This is a genomic window from Stenotrophomonas sp. STEN147, from assembly GCF_056757995.1.
In genome coordinates this window covers 14678-31545 of sequence record NZ_JBRRCG010000005.1, presented here as the reverse complement: position 1 = coordinate 31545, position 16868 = coordinate 14678, and the positions used below count along the sequence as shown (strand labels likewise).

The following is a 16868-nucleotide window of genomic DNA, read 5'->3' as shown; positions in this document are numbered from 1 at the left end:
CCTTCCCTTACCAGGACGCCGCCCCGTCTGCGTGCGTGACAACCGCGGGCAGTTTTTCCGGATTGAGCACGCTGTACAGGCGCGCGATGCGGCCATCGATCACCTCGATGGTGGTGACCGAATGCAGGCGATCGCCGTCGAAGCCCAGGATCGCCGGCTCGCCGTTGACGTAGCCCAGCCGGGCCGGGTGCGTGCCGCCACGGCGGGCAATGGCCCAGAACAGGCGGCCGATGCGTTCGGCACCCCGCAGCGGGCGCACCGCTGCGGTGACCACGCCGCCTCCATCGGAGACCATCAGCGCGTTGGCATGCAGCAGGGCCTGGATCGCCTCGCTGTCGCCGCGCTGGGATGCATCCATGAAGCGTGCCAGCAACTGCCGGTGCTGGCTGGCGTCGGCATTGAAGCGCGGCCGGCCCGCCTGCAGCCGCTGCCGGGCCCGGTGCACCAGTTGCCGGCAGTTGGCCTCGCTGTGGCCGATCAGTTCGGCGATCTCGCGATAGTCGTGGTCGAACGCTTCCTTCAGCAGGAACGCGGCGCGCTCCTCCGGGCCAAGCTGTTCAAGCAGGGTCAGGAAGGCCACCGATACATCATCGGCCAGGGCGTGCAACTGGGCCGGGCCGGGCGCCGGGTCCGGCTCCAGGGTGACCGCCATTGGTTCAGCCAGCCACGGGCCCACGTAATGCGCGCGCTCGCGCTTGGCCGCACGTAGCCGGTCCAGTCCCAGGCGCGTGGTGGTGGTGACCAGCCATGCCTCGGCGTCGCGGACGCTGGCCGGGTCGGCGCCGGACCAGCGCAGCCAGGCGTCCTGGACGACGTCCTCGGCGTCGGCGCGGCTGCCCAGCAGGCGGTAGGCGAGGGCCATCAGGCGCGGACGGTGGGTCTGGAAGGCGGTTTCGGCGTTCATGCGGGCAAGGACGCCGCAGCGGGCAGGGGCGTGACAAGGGATCTGACCCCACAGACTCTACCCGCAGCCGGGGAGGGGGTAAAATGGGCGGATTACCCCCGCCAGCCTCGAGCAAGCGAGCAAGCCGTGACATCGATCAAGCAGGAAGACCTCATCCAGTCCATCGCCGACGCGCTGCAGTACATCTCGTACTACCACCCGGTCGACTACATCAAGAATCTCGCCGCTGCCTACGAGCGCGAGGAGTCGCCGGCCGCGAAGGAGGCGATGGCCCAGATCCTGATCAATTCGCGGATGTGCGCCGAAGGCCATCGTCCGATCTGCCAGGACACCGGCATCGTCACCGTGTTCCTGGAAATCGGCATGGACGTGCGCTGGGACGACGCCACCATGGGCGTGGAAGACATGGCCAATGAAGGCGTGCGCCGCGCCTATCTGCATCCGGACAACAAGCTGCGTGCTTCGGTGCTGGCGGATCCGGCCGGCAAGCGCATCAACACGAAGGACAACACCCCGGGCGTGGTCAACGTGAAGGTCGTGCCGGGCAACAAGGTGGATGTGATCGTGGCCGCAAAGGGTGGCGGCTCGGAAGCCAAGACCAAGTTCGCCATGCTCAATCCGTCCGACTCCATCGTCGACTGGGTGCTCAAGACCGTGCCGACCATGGGGGCCGGCTGGTGCCCGCCGGGCATGCTGGGCATCGGCATCGGCGGCACTGCGGAGAAGGCCATGCTGCTGGCCAAGGAAGCGCTGATGGAGCCGATCGACATCACCGAGCTGCAGGCCCGTGGAGCGTCCAACCGGATCGAAGAGCTGCGCCTGGAGCTGTACGAGAAGGTCAATGCGCTGGGCATCGGCGCGCAGGGCCTGGGGGGCCTGACCACGGTGCTGGACATCAAGATCAACGATTACCCGACCCACGCGGCCAACCTGCCGGTGGCGATGATCCCGAACTGCGCCGCGACGCGCCACGCGCACTTCACCCTGGATGGCAGCGGTCCGGTGATGCTGGATCCGCCGTCGCTGGAGGACTGGCCGAAGCTGACCTACGACGCCTCCAAGGGCACCCGGGTGGACCTGGATACGATCACCCCGGAGGAGGTGGCCAGCTGGAAGCCGGGCCAGACCCTGCTGCTCAACGGCAAGCTGCTGACCGGCCGCGACGCCGCGCACAAGCGCATGGTCGACATGCTCAACAAGGGCGAGGAACTGCCGGTCGATCTGAAGGGACGCTTCATCTACTACGTCGGCCCGGTCGATCCGGTGCGCGACGAAGTGGTCGGTCCGGCCGGCCCGACCACGGCAACGCGCATGGACAAGTTCACCCGCCAGGTGCTGGAACAGACCGGTCTGCTGGGCATGGTCGGCAAGGCCGAGCGCGGCCCGGCTGCGATCGAGGCGATCCGTGACAACAAGTCGGCGTACCTGATGGCGGTCGGTGGCTCGGCCTACCTGGTGTCCAAGGCGATCAAGGCAGCCAAGGTGGTCGGGTTTGCCGACCTCGGCATGGAAGCGATCTACGAGTTCACCGTGCAGGACATGCCGGTGACGGTGGCGGTCGACTCCACCGGCGAATCGGTGCACAAGACCGGCCCGCGCGAATGGCAGGCCCGCATCGGCAAGATTCCGGTGGTGGTGGAGTAAGCGCGGCACACGCTTGGTGGCAAACGGCGCCTGTTGGCGCCGTTTGTCGTTTAACGAGCCGGCACGGAACATCTGCTAGTTTCCATGCGACTCGAACCGGGAACGTTCATGCCGCTGTTACGGAACTTCGCGCTTGCCGGGCTGTTCGCACTGGCCGGCTGCAGCAGCACCTCCTCTTCGTATGAAGGAGCGGATTTCAGCGCATCGGCGCAATGCCGCATGCAGTGCCAGGCCAGCCATCGCAGCTGCATGGCGCAGGCGGACAGCCTGGGCAGTCGGCAGAGCAGCTGCGAACAGCAGATGGCTCCGGCTGCCGACAAGCGCTGCAAGGACATCGCCAATGCCGATCTGCGCCGCTCCTGCGAACTGAAGGCGCATGACTGCACGCTGCGGCAGCCGATGATGAGCTGCGGCGAACGTCGCGACACCTGCATGAGCAGCTGCGGTTGAGCAGTGGCCGCCGGGCGGGCGCATAATCGCTGGCTCCACCCGCAACGGATCCCGCGCATGAGCACCACCCTGTATGGTTCGTCGAGTACCGCTTCGCTGGTCGTGCACTGGCTGCTGATCGAACTGGGCATCGAGCACGAACTGGTGCTGCTGGATTTCGACAGGCGCGAGCACAAGGCGGCGGACTACCTCGCGTTGAATCCGGCCGGGAGGGTGCCGACCCTGAAGATCGATGGCCTGCTGTTGACCGAGGCAGCGGCCATCGCGCTGTACCTGGCCGACCGCCATCCCGAAGCGGGGTTGCTGCCGGCCGTGGGCACGCCCGCGCGGGGCGAGGCCTATCGCTGGATGTTCTGGTGCGCCAATACCCTGCAGCCTGCCTATCGTGCATGGTTCTATCCGCACGAAGCGGCGGGCGAGGCCTGCGTGGAGGCAACGCGTGCGATGGCCCGGCAGCAGCTGGAGGCAGCCTGGCAGCATGTGGCTGCGCACCTGCAGGCGCACGGGCCTTACCTGCTTGGCGACGCGCCCAGCGCGGTCGATTTCATGCTTGTGATGCTGATGCGCTGGTCGCGCAACATGCCCCGACCCACTGACACCTGGCCAGTGCTGAAGGCGCACGCAACCGCGATGAAGGCGCGCCCCGCCTTCGCGGAAGTCTATCGACGCGAAGGCATCAGCGACTGGCGGTGATCGTCGGCGTTGGGCCGAGTGCGTGCCGCCGGGCATGGCCCGGCGCTACCGGGTGGTGCGTCCGGCTACAGGATCTCCAGCACCGTTTCCGGCGGGCGGCACAGGCGCGTGCCCTTGGCCGTCCGCACTACGGGCCGGTTGATCAGGCGCGGGTGCGCCGCCATCGCCGCCAGCAGGGTCGCCTCATCGGCCCCGGCCAGCGCCAGTCCGGCAAACTCCGGTTCCTTGCTGCGCACCAGGTCGGTGGCGGCCAAGCCGGATTCGGCAAGCAGCTGGCGCAGGGTCGCCACGTCGGGCGGTGCCTGCAGGTACTCGATCACCTCCGGCTCGATGCCGGCGTCGCGGATGAGCTTCAGTGCGCCGCGCGAATTGCTGCAGGCCGGGTTGTGCCAGATCGTCACGCCCATCAGAACCATTCCAGCAGCGACACGCCCACGCCCACGTAGGTGGCCTTGTGGTTGTAGTCGATCAGGCTTTCGCCGTATCCGTCGAAGACCTGGATGTGGCCGCGCAGCAGGTTGCTGATCGGGAAACCGTAGTCGAGCTGCAGGGCGCCATGCGACCGGTCGCCGGTACGCAGCGAATGGCGTGCCATCAAGGACACTTCGTGGCCATTGCGGTTCCAGATCAGGGTCGCGTCGCCGCGGCCCATGTAATCCTCGATGTCCGGGTTGTTGTCGTCGCTGCGCGTTTCGGGAATGCGGTACCAGGGCCGCAGCACCAGCGCCCAGTTCTCGCGGTCCAGCCCGATGTTGAGCATCACCCGGTTCCAGCTGCGCGAAAGGGGATCGGCGCGGCCGTTGGACTGATGGTTGAGGCTGATGCCGGTCATGCGTCCCCGCCAGCCACCAATGGAGTAGCCGTTGCGGAACACCATCATCACTTCCGGCTCGTAATTGGTTTCGCGGAACGGGCGCGAATTCTCGGCGTTGTAGGCCTGCCAGCGCGAGCTCTGGGTATAGCCGGCCCAGATGTCGCCGTTGTCGCCGAACAGGTTCTCGGCGATCTTGGTCTTGAAGCTGATCTGGAACTTCAGCTCGGAACTGTCCAGCGCCTGCGGCTCGGTCACGCTGTTGGCCGGATTCGGCGACTGCGGCATCTGGTTCTTGTCGCTGGTCCAGAACGCCGGCAGCAGGTACACCGGCTTGTAGGCGCGCAGCTGGAACGGACCCAGCTTGGAGTCTTCCGCCAGCTCCCAGCGGCTGTCCAGCAGGGAACCGCGGCCTGCATTGGCCAGGGCGCTGTCGTCGGGGGCAGGACGCAGCACATCACCGACCCGCGCCCGCAGGTTTTCTTCGCCCTGGCTCAGGCGGGCGGCGCGGCGCTGTTCACGCAGCGCCTGCGCGGCCTGCTGCGCGGCGGCATCGGCTTCGGCAGTGGCCGGAGCGTTACGGCCGAACAGGCGGTCGTAGCACGACAGTCGGGCGGCGTCGGTTTCAATGGCCGCGCAACCGGCCGGCGTGGTGGTCGTGGCAGGCGCGATTTCCTGCGCGGCCAGCGGCGCGGCGCTGGCCAGGGCAAGCGCCAACGGCGCCAGACGGGGGAGCAACGGCGGGAGGGTCATTGCAGCAGGCCCTTCGGGGTGACTACGGGAAGACGCACAGTGTGGCGGCTGCCCGCAGCAACGGCCAGCCCCGTGGAGTTATGCCCGGCGCAGGTGTGCGCGTGGCGTGAAGATCGTGCGTTACAGGAACCAGGCGAACGCGAACAGGCCCACCATCGCGATGACCATCGCCAGTTTCAGCGCCAGGCCCAGCAGGATGCCCAGCCAGGTGGCGAGTCCAACCTTGGTCGAGCGGCCCAGTTCGCGCGTGTGCCAGTACTCGCCCAGCAGAGCGCCGACCAGCGGGCCGGCGAACAGGCCGATGGGCATGAAGAACAGACCGGCGATGCTGCCGATGAAGGTGCCCCACAGCGCCTTGCGGCTGGCCCCGACACGCTGGGCCCCGACCACCGTGGCCAGCACATCGGCCAGCAGTGAAAGCAGGGTCAGCACGCCCAGTACCAGCAGGGTCGGCCAGCCGACATGGGTGAAGCCGTCGGCCCACGCCGCCAGCAGCAGGCCGACGAACACCAGCGGGATGCCTGGAAGTGCCGGCAGGACGATGCCGGCTATACCAACCAGGACAAAAATGACCGCTAGCAGATACAAGATGAATGAGAGGCCCATGCTGTCCCGTATGGTTGTCTTTTTGGGGTTGACAGTGAAAGATTTTGCCAGTTGCTTTTTCGTTTTGGCCGGGTTAAGTTGCAGTCGCTGAGCTTGGCAAGGTCACCGTGGATCGTGGCCTGATGAAGCAAGATCTTCCCGATCCGCTGCATCGATGCACCTCGCTTCCCCCTTGCTTGTCAGCCGCCCACAAGGCGTTTCCAACAACAAGAGAGAGTCATCAGGGAGTTAGTGAGATGTCCGAACGCGAGAACGGTACTGTCAAGTGGTTCAACGATGCAAAGGGCTTCGGCTTCATCAGCCGTGAAAACGGCGAAGACGTGTTCGTGCACTTCCGCGCCATCCAGACCCAGGGCTTCAAGAGCCTGAAGGAAGGCCAGAAGGTTACCTTCACCGTCGTGCAGGGCCAGAAGGGCCTGCAGGCCGACGCCGTGCAGCCGATCTGACCGGTCTGCAGCCGTCACATGAAAAAGGCCCGCGCAAGCGGGCCTTTTTCTTTGTACGGGACCGGCAGCGGATCAGCGCAGGATCACCCGGCCGTTGACCACGCGAACGTAGGTGTTTTCGCGGATGCCGCCCAGATCACGCTGGTTGACGACGATGGTGCGTCCGTCATCCATGCGCACGCTGATGTCATACGTATCGCTGGTCACGTTCTTCTGGATCTGGTTGCCGGCCAGCGCGCCACCCACGGCACCCGCCGCTGCGGCGATGTTCTTGTTGCCGCGGCTGCCGCCGGTGTGGTCGGAGATCTCATGGCCGGCAACCGCACCCACGATGCCGCCGAGGATCGCGCCGGTCGCGCTGGGCGCAGTGCGGCCGGACTGCACGGTGTTGATGCGGGTGACGATGCCGCAGTCGGCGCAACGGCCCTGGTTGTAGCCGGAGTTGTTGCCGTAGCCGCCGTTGTTGTACCCATTGTTGTAGCCGCCGCCGCCGTAACCCGGCGAGGTGGCGCAGCCGGCCAGGGCGAGGGTGGCGATGGCACTGGCGGCGATGAGCTGGATCTTCATGGGGCGTCTCCTGGCCGTGAAGGCGGATGTGTTGGGTGGTACTGCGTCATGCAGCAGGGTGCGCGAATCGTCTCCTTTCCAACGTGAACAAGACGCCAATCAACGCCGCCATGACCGGCTGCGGGATGAACGCTGTTCAACGGAAATCCTGATGGCAGGCGCGGCAGTCCGCCTGCAGCGTCTGCACCACCTGGGCCAGCGCGGTGCAGTCTGCCGGTGGCGTCGCCAGGGCGGCATTGAGGCCGGCCCGGTACTGGCTGGCATGCTGCTGGAACTGCGCGCTGTCCTTCAGGCCGGGGAAGGCCAGGTCCAGGTCGTTGGAGAGCAGGCGCAGCGTCTGCAGGCGCGGCACGCTGTCGGCCAGGCTGCAGCGGTTCTGCTGTTGAGCCTGCTGCAGCAGCTGGGATTGCCGCTGCATCACCTGCATCAGGCTGTCCGGGAAGGGGTCGCGGCGGGCCTGCAGTGCGCGGCCGACCATCACGGTGGCGATCAGGCCGATCAGCAGACCCAGCGCGAGCACGAACAGGTAGCGATAGGCGGAGGACGGCGGGCGAGGGGGGCTGGCATTCATGGCGGGCTCTCCAGGTGTGCAACGGTAGGTTCGACCCGGCGTGCTGTGGACGCCGGCCGCTGCACGTTAAAATAGACCGATGAATGAACAGGTCAAACAACGCTTCGCCGGCATCGAACGGCTGTATGGCGTGGGTGCGCTCGAGCGCCTGCAGGGCAGCCGCGTGGCGGTGGTCGGCATGGGCGGGGTCGGCTCGTGGGTGGTCGAGGCGCTGGCGCGCTCGGCGGTCGGCCATCTCACCCTGATCGATGCGGACGACATCTGCGTGTCCAACACCAACCGGCAGCTGCCGGCGATGGAGGGCAATTACGGGCGCAACAAGGCCGACGCCATGGCCGAGCGCTGCCGGGCGATCAACCCGGAACTCGATGTCGACGCGGTGCAGGCGTTCCTGACCACAGCCAACATGGCGGACCTGCTGGATCGTCGCTTCGATCTGGTGATCGATGCCTGCGACAGCTTCCGGGTCAAGGTGGAGACCATCGCCTGGTGCCGCCGCCGCAAGCTGCCACTGCTGACGGTCGGCGCCGCGGGTGGCCGCACCGATCCGACCCTGGTGCGCATCCGCGATGTCTCGCGCACCGAGCACGACGCGATGCTGGCGCTGATCCGCAAGAAGCTGCGCAGCGAGTTCAACTTCCCCAAGAACGCCAAGCGTTACTTCGGCGTGCCGGCGGTGTACTCGCTGGAAAATGTGAAGTATCCGCAGGCCGATGGCAGTGTCTGCGGCCTCCGTCCCAACCTGGGGGCGGACGCTGCGCTCAAGCTTGATTGCGGCGCAGGGCTGGGGGCGGCCACCCATATCACCGGTGCCTTCGCCTTTGCCGCCGTCGGCAAGGCGCTGGAAATGCTGCTGGAGCCGAAGAGGGTCAAGGCCGAGTCCGTTGAGGTTTGACCGGTAGCGCCGGACCACGCCCGGCGGAACGGCTATCAGGCCGCCGGCAGCGCGAACAGCCGCCGTGCGTTGTCGGTCGTGGTCTTTGCCACGGTCTCCAGGTCCGTCTGCCGCAACGCCGCGATGTGGCGCGCGATGACCGACAGGCGTGCCGGCTCATTGCGCTGCCCACGGATGGCCGCGTCGGGCTGATCGGGCGCGTCGGTCTCCAGCAGCAGCTGCTCCAGCGGCATCTCCCGGACCAGCCGTTGCAGGCGCTGTGCCCGTTCGTAGGTCAGGGGGCCGCCCAGACCCAGCAGGAAGCCCTGCCGGTGCAGCTGTGCCGCCTGCTCCGGGCTGCCGGAGAAACTGTGCACCACGCCGCGCAGGCCACCGATGCGGCGGATCGCTGCGATCACCGCATCCACGGCCCGACGCGCATGCACGATCACCGGCAGGTCGAAGTCGCGCGCCAGGCGCAGCTGGCCGGTGAAATAGGTCTGCTGCGCCTCCGCCTCCAGGCCTTCCACGAAATAATCCAGGCCGCATTCGCCGATCGCCCGCGGACGCTCACGCTCGATCCACTCCCGCAGCAGCGGAAGGTGCCCGGCGCGATGCTCGGCAAGAAACATCGGATGCAGCCCGTACGCGGGGTACAGGCCGGGTGCCTGCTGGCAGACCTCGCGCAGCTTCGGCCAGCTGGCGGCGGTGACGGCCGGCACGACCTGGATCTGCACCCCGGCCGCGCGCGCGCGCTCGATCACGGCGGCACGGTCGGGATCGAACTCGCCTGCATCGAGATGGCAATGGCTGTCGACCAGCACGCTCAGCGCTGCTCCAGCGGTGGCGGCGTGCGGGTGCCGCGGGTCTTCCAGTTGGCCAGCAGCAGCGTGCCCAGGCCCAGCACCAGTTCATCGACGAAGGGAAGCGGATCGGGAATGAACAGGGTCAGCGCGAACAGCCCCGCCGTGAGCTTGAACAGCGTGGGGTAGCGCAGCCGGCGCGCCCATTGCAGTACCGGCAGCAGCATCGGGTTGGCCATGGCGGGATCCTCCTGGTGAATATGCAAACGCTACCACGGGCCCAGCATTTCCCGATGCTGAATGGGTTACGGCGACGAGCAGGAAATGTGGAGATTCCGTTCAGGGAGGCCGTGCTGCAATCTGTGCCGAGAACGTTGCGGACGGTCCGCAAGGAGCAGGTCATGAAAAGCACAACTACAACTGTCCTGGTCGCAGCGGGCGCGCTGCTGGTGGGTGGTATCGCCACGGCCGCCTTCATGAAGAGCGGCAACCCGTCGCCGGATTCCATCAGCGCCGGCGCCCCCAACGGCGAATCGCGCCTGGCCGATGGCAGCGCCACCGACGATGGTGCGCGTGGCAACCAGCTCGATGCCACCGCGCCGCGCGGCCTGGAGTATGCCGATGTGCTGAAGGTCGACCCGATCACCGAAAAGCAGAAGGCGTACGCCACGGTCATCGGCACCGACGCGGTGCGCGAGACCTCCACCACCCAGACGCCGCACGAGGTCTGCCAGGATGTGGTCGTGCAGGAACGCCTGCCCGAGCGTGATGGCAACGTCGGTGGCACCGTCGCCGGCGCGGTGATCGGTGGCCTGCTGGGTAATCAGGTTGGCGGCGGCAATGGCAGGAAGGCGGCGACCGCAGCCGGTGCCGTGGCCGGCGGCCTGATCGGCAACCAGGTGGACAAGCGCCACGTCGGTGGCCGTGTGGTCAACCGCACCGAGCGCCAGTGCCACACCGAGACCGCCACCTCCGAGTCGAGCCGTGTCACCGGCTACAACGTCACCTATCGCAACGAGGACGGCACCACCGGCACCATGCGCATGGCCAGCAAGCCCGGCAACCGCATCGCCATGGGCACCAACGACGTGGTCAAGGGTTACAACGTGACCTACCGCTATGATGGTGCCGAGAAGACCGTGCGCATGGACAACAAGCCAGCCAGCGATCGCCTGCCGGTGGTCGATGGCCAGCTGGTCACGCAGACAGCGGCAGCCGGCGCCACGGCACCGACCCGCCAGTAATCCCGCCGCTGCAGCGGACAGGCGACAGGCCGGCTTCTGCCGGCCTGTCTGTTTTTGTGGCCGGGTGACATTTGCGATGATGGCGCTCCGTCATCGCCCTGGAGTCGGCATGAGCATCTTCGACCTGCGCCTGGAAACCGAGCGCCTGATCCTGCGCCCACCGCATCGCGAGGATTTCGAGCCCTATCTGGCGTTCTGCGCGGATGAAGAGGTGATGCGCACGCTGGGCGGAGTACAGCCACCGTCAGTGGCATGGCGTGGATTCTGCAGCCTGGCTGGCGCGTGGCAGTTGTTCGGCTTTTCGATGTTCAGCGTGATCGAGAAATCCAGTGGTGAGTGGGTCGGTCGCATGGGGCCCTGGCAGCCACAGGACTGGCCGGGCACCGAGGTCGGCTGGAGCATCCGGCGTGCCAGCTGGGGCAAGGGCTACGCGCCGGAGGCGGCGACCGCTGCGATCGACTGGGCCTTCAACGCACTCGGGTGGGAGGAGGTGATCCATACCATTGCCGAGGACAACGAGAATTCCCGTGTCGTGGCCCGCAAGCTGGGCAGTACGCTGCTGCGCATGGGCGAGCTGCCGCCGCCGTACCAGGGCAAACCGATGCAGATCTGGGGGCAGTCGCGCCAGCAGTGGCAGCAGCGCGTGCGCTGAGGGGCCCGACGGGCTGCATCCAGCGGCGGGCTGCGCGATGGGCATGCTGCACCCGCGCTTGGCATCGGCGGGCGCGCTTGCCAGACTGCGCGCAACCGGTCGTCGGCCGGGTCTCCTGGAGCAGGCAATGGTGGAAGAACGCGTTCCGTTGACGGTGCATGGCATGTCCGTTTCAGGCAATTGCCACAAGGTGCGCATGCTGCTGGAACACCTCGGCAGCCGCTATCGCTGGGTGGAGGTGGACAGCGCCCATGGCCAGACCCACACGCCGGAGTTCCTGGCATTGAATCCCAATGCGAAGGTGCCGTTGATCGTGCGCGAGGACGGCCGCGTGTTGACCGAATCGAACGCGATCCTGTTCTGGCTGGCCGAGGGCACGCCCTACCTGCCCGGCGATGGCTGGGAGCGGGCGCAGGCGTTGAGCTGGATGTTCTTCGAGCAGTACACGCATGAACCCTGCGTGGCGGTAGCCCGTTTCATCCGCGGCTGGACGCCGGCCGATTCCCCGCGGCGCGCCGAACTGCCGCGCCTGCAGGAGCGCGCCAGCACCGCACTGGCGGTGATGGAACAGCACCTGCGGCAGTCGCCCTGGTTCACCGGTCGCAGTTATGGCATCGCCGATATCGCGCTGTTTGCCTACACCGACGTTGCCAGCGATGGTGGCATCCGCCTTGATCCGTTCCCGCAGGTGCAGGCCTGGCTGCAGCGGGTGCGGGCGCAGCCGCGGTTCGTGCCGATGCCGGCCGTGGGCGCGGAGGTGCTGGCGCGATTCAACGCGGTGGCCTGATTCCCGGGGGAGCGTCGGGCAGGCCGGCTGTGAGGGACGCCGGCGGGCCCGCGCCACGCTACGCAACAACGACACGGAGGGTGTTCGATGTTCGCTGTGGTTCCAGATCCCATTCCCGCGCGCATGCGCGGGCTCAACCGCGCCGAAGTGTGCGACGTCAATTTCCTGGAGGCGGTGCGCGGCTGGCGGGGCACGCCGCGGCCCCGGCCCGCGCCGCACGCGCCGATCCTGCCAGGCAGCACGCTCAGCGCGGCGGCCTTTGCCGACCTGTTCGAATCGCAGCTGGCCAGCCGCCAGCTGGACCTGATGGCGCGCGTGCTGCGCGTGCAGAACAAGGTCTTCTACACCATCGGCTCGTCCGGCCACGAGGGCAATGCGCTGTTGGCGCGGGCCTGCCGGCACACCGATCCTGCGTTCCTGCACTACCGCTCCGGCGCCTTCATGGCCGAGCGCGCGCGGCAGGTGCCGGGCATGGATCCAGTGCGCGACGCGGCACTGTCGTTCGCCGCCAGCGCCGACGATCCTGCCAGCGGAGGCCGGCACAAGGTGTGGGGCAGCCGGCCGCTGTGGGTGTTGCCACAGACCTCGACGATCGCCTCGCACCTGCCCAAGGCGCTGGGCACTGCGTTGGCCATCGAGAGCGGCAAGCGCCTGGGCCAGCCGTTGCCGATTCCGGCCGACAGCATCGTGGTCTGTTCCTTCGGCGACGCCTCGGCCAATCACGCCACCGCACAGACGGCGTTCAACACCGCCATGTGGTCGGCCTACCAGAAACTGCCGGCGCCCATCCTGTTCGTCTGCGAGGACAATGGCCTGGGCATTTCGGTGAAAACACCGGAGGGATGGATCTCCGAGCGCTTTGGCGGCCAGCCGGGACTGGACTACTTCTTCGCTGACGGGCTGGATCTGGCCAGCGGCCATGCGCAGGTGCAGGCCGCGGTCGAGCATTGCCGGACAACCCGCAGGCCGACCTTCCTGCACCTGCGTACCACGCGGCTGATGGGGCATGCCGGTACCGATTTCGAGGTGGAGTGGCGCGCGTTGCCGGAGCTGTGTGCGGCGGAGGCGCAGGATCCGCTGCTGCGCTCGGCGCAGATCGCGATGGAGTCGGGCTGGATGGACGCCGCGGCCGTCGAGGCGGCCTATGAAGCGATGCGTGTGCGCTGCATGGCGGCCGCCGCCGATGCCGAGCGCCAGCCGAAGCTGCAGTCCCTTGAGCAGGTGATGGCACCGCTGGCGCCCTATACGCCTGCAGCGGTGCACGCCGAGGCCCGGCGCGCGGTCGCGGACGAGGCGCGACTGTCGCTGTATGGCGGCGCTGATGCATTGCCGGAGCGGCAACCGCCGCGTCATCTGGCCATCCAGATCAATCACGGACTGCAGGAACTGCTGTGCAAGTATCCGCACAGCCTGTTGTTCGGCGAGGATGTGGCGCAGAAGGGAGGCGTGTACACCTTGACCCGCGACCTGCTGCGTCGTTTCGGCCCGCGTCGCGTGTTCAACACGCTGCTGGACGAGACCATGATCCTGGGCATGGCGCAGGGGCTGGCCAACATGGGCATGCTGCCGATCCCCGAGATCCAGTACCTGGCCTACCTTCACAACGCCATCGACCAGATACGTGGTGAGGCGTGTTCACTGCAGTTCTTCTCCAATGACCAGTTCCGCAACCCGATGCTGTTGCGGGTGGCAGGGCTGGGCTACCAGAAGGGATTCGGCGGCCATTTCCACAACGACAATTCGATCACGGCCCTGCGCGACATTCCCGGCCTGGTGGTGGGCTGTCCCTCGCGTGGCGATGACGCCGTGATGATGCTGCGCACGTTGGCGGCGCTGGCCCGGGTGGATGGCCGCGTGGCGGTGTTCCTGGAGCCGATCGCGCTGTACATGAGCAAGGACCTGCACGAGCCGGGTGACGGCCAGTGGCTGTTCGACTATCCGGAACAGGGACAGGCGCTGCTGCCAGGGGAAGGACGGGTGTATGCCCCAGAGGCGCAGGATCTGGTGATCTACACCTATGGCAATGGTGTGCCGATGGCGCTGCGTGCCGCGCGGGTGATCGGCCAGCAGCTCGGGTGGCAGGTGAGGGTGGTCGACCTGCGCTGGCTGGTACCGCTGGACGGCGGATTCATTGCCACCCAGGCGGCCACGGCGCGGCGCGTGCTGGTGCTGGACGAGGGGCGTCACAGCGGTGGCGTGGGCGAGGGGGTGGTCACGGCCCTGGTCGAGGCCGGCTTCGGTCACCTGCCGCTGCGTCGGGTCTGCGGCGCCGATACCTATACGCCGCTGGCGGGGGCAGCAATGTTCGGGCTTCCAAGCGACAATGCGGTGATTGGCGCCGCCCTCGACCTGGCGCAGGAACCCTGATGCATGTGTGGATTGGCGGGAATGCTGTTGCCGGCACCGATGGTGCCGGCCGAGGAACTGCAGGCACAGGCCCTGGCCATGGGCCAGGCGCTGCACCATCGCGGGCCGGATGATGGTGGCACGTGGGTCGATGCCGCTGCCGGGATCGCACTGGCGCACCGCCGGCTGAGCATCCTCGATCTGTCCCCGCTGGGCCACCAGCCGATGGCATCGTCCGACGGCCGCTATGTGATGGCCTACAACGGCGAGGTCTACAACTTCGCGGCCCTGCGCGCCGAGCTGGAGCCGCTGGGCCATGCGTTCCGTGGCCACTCCGATACCGAGGTGCTGCTGGCCGCGATCCTGCAGTGGGGCCTGGAAGACACCCTGCAGCGCTGCAACGGCATGTTCGCCATCGCTCTGTGGGACCGCAGCGAGCAGTGCCTCTGGCTGGCCCGTGACCGGGTCGGCAAGAAGCCGCTGTACTACGGCTGGGCCGGTGACGCGCTGGTGTTCGGTTCCGAACTGAAGGCACTGTGGCAGCATCCAGCGTTCGACAACGATATCGATCGGGATGCGTTGACGCTGCTGTTGCGGTTGGATTACATCCCGGCGCCGCACAGCATCCATCAGCGCTGTTACAAGCTGATGCCCGGCCGGGTGCTGCGGGTGGATGCGGCGATGGTTGCCGCCGGAGCCGGCGCGCACCGGCCGGAGCAGGCGCAGCGTCCGTACTGGGACGCGCGTGCGCGCATGCAGGCCGCACTGGCCGCACCCTTCCAGGGCCGCATCGAGGAGGCCGAGGAGCAGCTTGATGCCCTGCTTCGCGACGCCGTGGCGCTGCGCATGGTCGCGGATGTGCCCGTCGGCGTGTTCCTGTCCGGGGGGACCGATTCGTCGCTGGTGGCGGCGCTGATGCAGGCGCAGAGCAGGCAGCCGGTGCACAGCTTCAGCATCGGCTTCCAGGATTCAACCCACGATGAGGCACCGCTGGCCAGGGAACTGGCCGCGCATCTGGGCTGCGACCACACCGAACTCTACGTCAGTGGAGCCGACGCACTGGCGGTGGTGCCGCAGCTGCCGACGATGTTCGACGAGCCTTTTGCCGATGCCTCGCAGGTGCCGACCGCGCTGGTGGCCCGGCTGGCAAGGCAGGGGGTGACTGTGGCTTTGTCCGGTGATGGTGGCGATGAGCTGTTCTTCGGCTACACCCGCTACGTGCGCGCGCTGCGCAACTGGCAGATGCTGGGTCGCGTGCCTGGCCCGCTGCGGCGCTGGATGGGTGCCCGCGCGCAGCAGCAGGGCGAGGCGTCGCGCACGGGAGGCCTGGCGGCGCTGCTGGCCGAAACCGGCGCACGCGGCATCGGCGATGTGTACCGCAACCGCATTTTGCGCTGGCGTGACCCGGCGGCGGTGGTGCCCGGTGCGCAGCCGGCCGGCAGCTTCTATGACCTGGCCGATCCGCTGCACGGCGCGGGCACGCCGGCAGACGCGATGATGCTGGCCGATTTCGTGACCTACCTGCCTGATGACCTGCTGTGCAAGGTCGACCGCACTTCGATGGCGGTCAGCCTGGAGGCGCGTGCGCCGTTGCTGGACTGGCGGGTGGCCGAGTTCGCCTGGTCGCTGCCGCTGGGCTTCAAGCGCAGTGAAACGACCAGCAAGGTCCTGCTCAAGCGCGTGCTGGGCCGATATGTCCCGCACGCGATGGTGCACCGGCCCAAGCGTGGTTTCGGTGCGCCTGTCAGCGACTGGCTGAAGGGCGACCTGCGGCCGTGGGCCGACGATCTGCTGCAGCCTTCGCGGCTGGAACGCGAAGGCGTGCTGTCGGCGGCCGCGGTACAGCCGCTGTGGCAGCAGTTCCTTGGCGGTCAGCGCAAGTGGCACACGCATCTGTGGAACGTGCTGATGTTCCAGGCATGGCAGGCCCACTGGCGCCAGGTCCGGGCCAGCGTCAGCGGCTGACCTTCACTGCCTGGAAAGGGGGCGGTGAATAGGATGGGTTTCCCGCCCCATGAGGAGTCCGTCCGATGTCCGTTCCCACCATCGCCGTGTTCGTCGGAAGCCTGCGCCGGGAGTCATGCAACCGCCGGCTGGCCCATGCACTTGAAAAGCTTGCCGGCGACCGGGCCCGGTTCCAGTACGTGCAGATCCGCGACCTTCCCCTGTATGACCAGGATTTCGACGCCGATTACCCGCCATCGTGTGTCCGCCTGAAGGAGCAGGTGCGTGCCGCCGACGCTGTGCTGTTCGTGACGCCTGAATACAACCGTTCGGTGCCGGGCGTGCTGAAGAACGCCATCGACATCGGCTCGCGCCCCTATGGCGACAGCGCATTCGCAGGCAAGCCGGCTGCGGTGATCGGTGCGTCCATCGGCCAGATCGGCACCGCGGTGGCGCAGCAGCACCTGCGCAACAGCCTGGCCTTCCTCGACATGCATGTGCTCGGCCAGCCGGAAGCGTTCATTCATTTCAAGGATGGCCTGATCGACGCCGACGGTACGATCCACAACGACGCCACGCGGGAATTCCTGCAGGGGTATGTGGACCGGTTCCTGGCGCTGATCGCCACGCACGGCCGGTAGGCCGCTGCGGGCGAAGGGATCTGCGATAATGGCGGGCTGCGGGCGTCGCACGGGCGCCCGTCGCAGGCAGTGCGACGCCTCCGCGCCATTCTGGCCAGGCTCCGGCGGATATCCCCCGTTCTTCCACGGCTT

The 16868-nt window shown here is 67.4% G+C and carries 19 protein-coding genes; 11 read left to right on the top strand and 8 right to left on the bottom strand.

Annotated elements, in window-relative coordinates; all coding sequences use genetic code 11:
- Window positions 1-7 precede the first annotated feature (7 nt).
- Entirely contained in the window at window positions 8-904 is an 897-nt protein-coding gene (locus tag ACVOKU_RS07320; protein ID WP_481559521.1) for an RNA polymerase sigma-70 factor, read from the bottom strand.
- A 126-nt stretch (window positions 905-1030) separates the two neighbouring features.
- On the opposite strand from ACVOKU_RS07320, the gene ACVOKU_RS07315 reads away from it, so the two are divergent.
- From ACVOKU_RS07315 to ACVOKU_RS07305, 3 genes are all read left to right on the top strand, one after another.
- On the top strand, window positions 1031-2548 hold the full coding sequence (locus ACVOKU_RS07315; protein WP_065181962.1) for a fumarate hydratase: 1518 nt from the start codon (window positions 1031-1033) through the stop codon (window positions 2546-2548).
- Window positions 2549-2656: 108 nt separating this feature from the next.
- Window positions 2657-2998, top strand: a complete 342-nt coding sequence (locus tag ACVOKU_RS07310; RefSeq protein WP_053516936.1) for a hypothetical protein — start codon at window positions 2657-2659, stop codon at window positions 2996-2998.
- 57 nt (window positions 2999-3055) lie between these two features.
- A complete protein-coding gene (locus tag ACVOKU_RS07305) occupies window positions 3056-3691 on the top strand; it encodes a glutathione S-transferase family protein (protein WP_481559520.1) in 636 nt (211 codons plus the stop codon).
- 65 nt (window positions 3692-3756) lie between these two features.
- Here ACVOKU_RS07305 and arsC read toward each other — a convergent pair whose 3' ends face one another.
- From arsC to ACVOKU_RS07290, 3 genes are all read right to left on the bottom strand, one after another.
- On the bottom strand, window positions 3757-4098 hold the full coding sequence (arsC, locus tag ACVOKU_RS07300) for an arsenate reductase (glutaredoxin) (protein WP_481559519.1): 342 nt from the start codon (window positions 4096-4098) through the stop codon (window positions 3757-3759).
- Window positions 4098-5255 (bottom strand): phospholipase A, encoded by a 1158-nt coding sequence (locus ACVOKU_RS07295; protein ID WP_481559518.1) that lies wholly within the window; start codon window positions 5253-5255, stop codon window positions 4098-4100. The genes arsC and ACVOKU_RS07295 overlap by 1 nt, the downstream gene beginning before the upstream one ends.
- A gap of 120 nt (window positions 5256-5375) precedes the next feature.
- The gene (locus tag ACVOKU_RS07290) at window positions 5376-5861 is read right to left on the bottom strand and encodes a DUF456 domain-containing protein (protein ID WP_481559517.1); all 486 of its coding nucleotides are present in this window, start codon (window positions 5859-5861) and stop codon (window positions 5376-5378) included.
- A gap of 236 nt (window positions 5862-6097) precedes the next feature.
- Between ACVOKU_RS07290 and ACVOKU_RS07285 the strand changes: the two genes are divergently transcribed.
- Window positions 6098-6307 (top strand): cold-shock protein, encoded by a 210-nt coding sequence (locus ACVOKU_RS07285; protein WP_053516923.1) that lies wholly within the window; start codon window positions 6098-6100, stop codon window positions 6305-6307.
- A 72-nt stretch (window positions 6308-6379) separates the two neighbouring features.
- Here the strand turns inward: ACVOKU_RS07285 and ACVOKU_RS07280 are convergent, their stop codons facing one another.
- Window positions 6380-6874, bottom strand: coding sequence for a glycine zipper 2TM domain-containing protein (locus ACVOKU_RS07280; RefSeq protein WP_053516924.1), 495 nt, complete (start codon window positions 6872-6874; stop codon window positions 6380-6382).
- A gap of 136 nt (window positions 6875-7010) precedes the next feature.
- Window positions 7011-7445, bottom strand: coding sequence for a hypothetical protein (locus ACVOKU_RS07275; RefSeq protein WP_065175471.1), 435 nt, complete (start codon window positions 7443-7445; stop codon window positions 7011-7013).
- A gap of 79 nt (window positions 7446-7524) precedes the next feature.
- On the opposite strand from ACVOKU_RS07275, the gene ACVOKU_RS07270 reads away from it, so the two are divergent.
- Complete coding sequence (locus tag ACVOKU_RS07270; RefSeq protein ID WP_481559516.1) at window positions 7525-8340, top strand: tRNA threonylcarbamoyladenosine dehydratase; 816 nt, start codon at window positions 7525-7527, stop codon at window positions 8338-8340.
- A gap of 35 nt (window positions 8341-8375) precedes the next feature.
- On the opposite strand, the gene ACVOKU_RS07265 is transcribed toward ACVOKU_RS07270, so the two are convergent.
- Both ACVOKU_RS07265 and ACVOKU_RS07260 read right to left on the bottom strand, forming a co-directional pair.
- Window positions 8376-9149 (bottom strand): TatD family hydrolase, encoded by a 774-nt coding sequence (locus ACVOKU_RS07265; RefSeq protein ID WP_481559586.1) that lies wholly within the window; start codon window positions 9147-9149, stop codon window positions 8376-8378.
- The gene (locus tag ACVOKU_RS07260; RefSeq protein ID WP_262100338.1) at window positions 9146-9361 is read right to left on the bottom strand and encodes a DUF6116 family protein; all 216 of its coding nucleotides are present in this window, start codon (window positions 9359-9361) and stop codon (window positions 9146-9148) included. Before ACVOKU_RS07260 ends, ACVOKU_RS07265 begins: the two co-directional genes overlap by 4 nt.
- Window positions 9362-9523: 162 nt before the next feature.
- On the opposite strand from ACVOKU_RS07260, the gene ACVOKU_RS07255 reads away from it, so the two are divergent.
- The 6 genes from ACVOKU_RS07255 to ACVOKU_RS07230 all read left to right on the top strand — a co-directional run bounded on the left by ACVOKU_RS07255 (window position 9524) and on the right by ACVOKU_RS07230 (window position 16736).
- Window positions 9524-10366: a glycine zipper 2TM domain-containing protein gene (locus tag ACVOKU_RS07255; protein ID WP_481559515.1), complete on the top strand. Its 843-nt coding sequence runs from the start codon at window positions 9524-9526 to the stop codon at window positions 10364-10366.
- A gap of 109 nt (window positions 10367-10475) precedes the next feature.
- The gene (locus tag ACVOKU_RS07250) at window positions 10476-11018 is read left to right on the top strand and encodes a GNAT family N-acetyltransferase (protein WP_053515349.1); all 543 of its coding nucleotides are present in this window, start codon (window positions 10476-10478) and stop codon (window positions 11016-11018) included.
- Window positions 11019-11145: 127 nt separating this feature from the next.
- On the top strand, window positions 11146-11805 hold the full coding sequence (locus tag ACVOKU_RS07245; RefSeq protein ID WP_053515351.1) for a glutathione S-transferase family protein: 660 nt from the start codon (window positions 11146-11148) through the stop codon (window positions 11803-11805).
- An 87-nt stretch (window positions 11806-11892) separates the two neighbouring features.
- Window positions 11893-14172 (top strand): thiamine pyrophosphate-dependent enzyme, encoded by a 2280-nt coding sequence (locus tag ACVOKU_RS07240; protein ID WP_481559514.1) that lies wholly within the window; start codon window positions 11893-11895, stop codon window positions 14170-14172.
- 3 nt (window positions 14173-14175) lie between these two features.
- Window positions 14176-16116 carry an asparagine synthase (glutamine-hydrolyzing) gene (gene asnB / locus ACVOKU_RS07235; RefSeq protein ID WP_481559513.1) on the top strand — a complete coding sequence of 647 codons (1941 nt, stop codon included), beginning with the start codon at window positions 14176-14178 and terminating at the stop codon, window positions 16114-16116.
- Between the two features lie 65 nt (window positions 16117-16181).
- On the top strand, window positions 16182-16736 hold the full coding sequence (locus tag ACVOKU_RS07230; protein WP_481559512.1) for an NADPH-dependent FMN reductase: 555 nt from the start codon (window positions 16182-16184) through the stop codon (window positions 16734-16736).
- Window positions 16737-16868: the final 132 nt, after the last annotated feature.

Excerpts from the sequence above, each read along its gene's own strand:
- ACVOKU_RS07320 (WP_481559521.1), bottom strand. The coding sequence starts at position 904 with ATGAACGCCGAAACCGCCTTCCAGACCCACCGTCCGCGCCTGATGGCC.
- ACVOKU_RS07310 (WP_053516936.1), top strand. The coding sequence starts at position 2,657 with ATGCCGCTGTTACGGAACTTCGCGCTTGCCGGGCTGTTCGCACTGGCC.
- ACVOKU_RS07305 (WP_481559520.1), top strand. The coding sequence starts at position 3,056 with ATGAGCACCACCCTGTATGGTTCGTCGAGTACCGCTTCGCTGGTCGTG.
- arsC (WP_481559519.1), bottom strand. The coding sequence starts at position 4,098 with ATGGGCGTGACGATCTGGCACAACCCGGCCTGCAGCAATTCGCGCGGC.
- ACVOKU_RS07295 (WP_481559518.1), bottom strand. The coding sequence starts at position 5,255 with ATGACCCTCCCGCCGTTGCTCCCCCGTCTGGCGCCGTTGGCGCTTGCC.
- ACVOKU_RS07290 (WP_481559517.1), bottom strand. The coding sequence starts at position 5,861 with ATGGGCCTCTCATTCATCTTGTATCTGCTAGCGGTCATTTTTGTCCTG.
- ACVOKU_RS07285 (WP_053516923.1), top strand. The coding sequence starts at position 6,098 with ATGTCCGAACGCGAGAACGGTACTGTCAAGTGGTTCAACGATGCAAAG.
- ACVOKU_RS07280 (WP_053516924.1), bottom strand. The coding sequence starts at position 6,874 with ATGAAGATCCAGCTCATCGCCGCCAGTGCCATCGCCACCCTCGCCCTG.
- ACVOKU_RS07275 (WP_065175471.1), bottom strand. The coding sequence starts at position 7,445 with ATGAATGCCAGCCCCCCTCGCCCGCCGTCCTCCGCCTATCGCTACCTG.
- ACVOKU_RS07270 (WP_481559516.1), top strand. The coding sequence starts at position 7,525 with ATGAATGAACAGGTCAAACAACGCTTCGCCGGCATCGAACGGCTGTAT.
- ACVOKU_RS07260 (WP_262100338.1), bottom strand. The coding sequence starts at position 9,361 with ATGGCCAACCCGATGCTGCTGCCGGTACTGCAATGGGCGCGCCGGCTG.
- ACVOKU_RS07255 (WP_481559515.1), top strand. The coding sequence starts at position 9,524 with ATGAAAAGCACAACTACAACTGTCCTGGTCGCAGCGGGCGCGCTGCTG.
- ACVOKU_RS07250 (WP_053515349.1), top strand. The coding sequence starts at position 10,476 with ATGAGCATCTTCGACCTGCGCCTGGAAACCGAGCGCCTGATCCTGCGC.
- ACVOKU_RS07245 (WP_053515351.1), top strand. The coding sequence starts at position 11,146 with ATGGTGGAAGAACGCGTTCCGTTGACGGTGCATGGCATGTCCGTTTCA.
- ACVOKU_RS07240 (WP_481559514.1), top strand. The coding sequence starts at position 11,893 with ATGTTCGCTGTGGTTCCAGATCCCATTCCCGCGCGCATGCGCGGGCTC.
- asnB (WP_481559513.1), top strand. The coding sequence starts at position 14,176 with ATGTGTGGATTGGCGGGAATGCTGTTGCCGGCACCGATGGTGCCGGCC.
- ACVOKU_RS07230 (WP_481559512.1), top strand. The coding sequence starts at position 16,182 with ATGTCCGTTCCCACCATCGCCGTGTTCGTCGGAAGCCTGCGCCGGGAG.